Raw genomic sequence first — 1,511 nt, 5'->3', positions numbered from 1 at the left:
GTGTTGTAGTAGTCGTCGACGCCGCGCCGGGCGCGGGCGCGCAGGTCACCGAGCGCCCCGGTGTGGTCCTGGCCGGTCGGCAGCCCCGAGGTGTCGAGGTGGATCCGCACCACGACCTCGACCGCGGGCGAGCCGTCCAGCAGGAAGCCTCGGGCGGCCTGGAAGCGGCGCAGCGGGGTGGTGGTGCTGGTGTGCAGTGCCGGGTCGGCGGGCGCGGTGACCTCGACCGGGTCGAGGAGGGCGGCGAACCCGAGGTCCGGCGCGGGCGCCTCGTGCGCCGGGCGGACCGGCCGCACCGCGAGTACCTCGTCCAGGTCCATCAACAGGTCGTCGTACTGGTCCGCCTCCATGTCCTCGGAGCGGCGGCCGGAACCGGCGTCGGAGCCGTCCTCCCAGTCCATCGGCTCGTCGTCGGAGATCAGGTCCAGGGTGTCGGCGCGGGAGAACGTCTCCTCGTCGGTGTCCGAGTACAGCTCCATGTCCTCGTCCTCGTCGGAGCGGCGGTGGCCGCCCGGCGAACCGAGGTCGTGGTCGGAGCCCTCGTCCGAGCCGGGGTAGTGCGGCAGCGGCTCGTTCTCGACGGGCCGCGTGGCCGACTGCCGGGTACCGCGCTCGGGGATCGGCACGGCCCGCTGGGGCGGCGGGGTGTGGCCGTCCGCGACCGTGAAGTCGACGATCCGGCTGCTCGCGTCGCGCACCACGGTGATCTCGACGCCGGCGAACCGCACCCGGACGCTGGAGCCGCCGTCCTCGAGCGCGGTCACGGGCTCCAGCTGCCGGCCCGCGTAGGCGGCGTAGAGCCGCTCCGCCGCCGTCCACTCCTCGGGCAGGCCCCGACCGGCGCCGGCCCGCAGCACGCCGGCCTCGCCGGCGGGCAGCTCGATCGCGCTCAGGTCGGCGACGACGGCCGGGCGCCGGCCGGTGCCGGGCGCCGCGGGCTCGGTGAGCGGGGCGGACCTGCCCCGCACCCGGGCGTCGGGCTGGACGTCCGCCGGGCGGTGGACCAGGTGCCGGCCGTCCCGGGTGATGCCCTCGATCCGGACGCCGTTGCCGGTGCCGGTCCAGTGGGTGGCACCGTCGACGACGCGGTCGTGGGCCACGTTCCGGTTCTCGTACGCGTGCTGGACGGCGTCGAGGACATGACCGGCCTGCCAGTGCGCCGGGTAGAACATCCGCCCCGGGTGGTCGGCGTGCCGGAACCAGCGGGAGGGGAACTGCGCCAGGTGCGCCCTCGGGGCGATGAACGGGTCGAGGAACCAGGCGGTGGCCCGGTAGGTCCCGTTGGGGTTGGAGTTGAACGAGCGGTTCCCGATCCTGACGCCCCGCCGGAAGCCGGCCACCTCGACCTTGGAGAACTGCCCGTCCTGGGGGCGGTCCTGGGCCGGCTGGTGGTGGAAGCCGCTGAGGGTCTGCCGGTCGCCGTAGCGCACGTGGTCCACGACCCGCTGCCCGAAGGCGTCCGGGAAGGGGTGCCAGGGCAGGTGCGGGGCCGGGCCGAGCCCGCCCTGGTC

1 protein-coding gene is annotated in these 1,511 nt (G+C 75.4%); it reads right to left on the bottom strand.

Going from position 1 to position 1,511, the window contains the following annotated elements:
* A partial coding sequence (locus VR45_RS37410) for an EndoU domain-containing protein (RefSeq protein ID WP_045944402.1) occupies positions 1 to 1,511 on the bottom strand: 1,511 nt, incomplete at both ends.

This window comes from Streptomyces sp. NRRL S-495 (assembly GCF_000966955.1).
In the GTDB taxonomy this organism is placed as follows: domain Bacteria; phylum Actinomycetota; class Actinomycetes; order Streptomycetales; family Streptomycetaceae; genus Kitasatospora; species Kitasatospora purpeofusca.
Note: the sequence above shows the minus strand (reverse complement) of the source record. Positions and strands in the feature narration are given on the sequence as shown.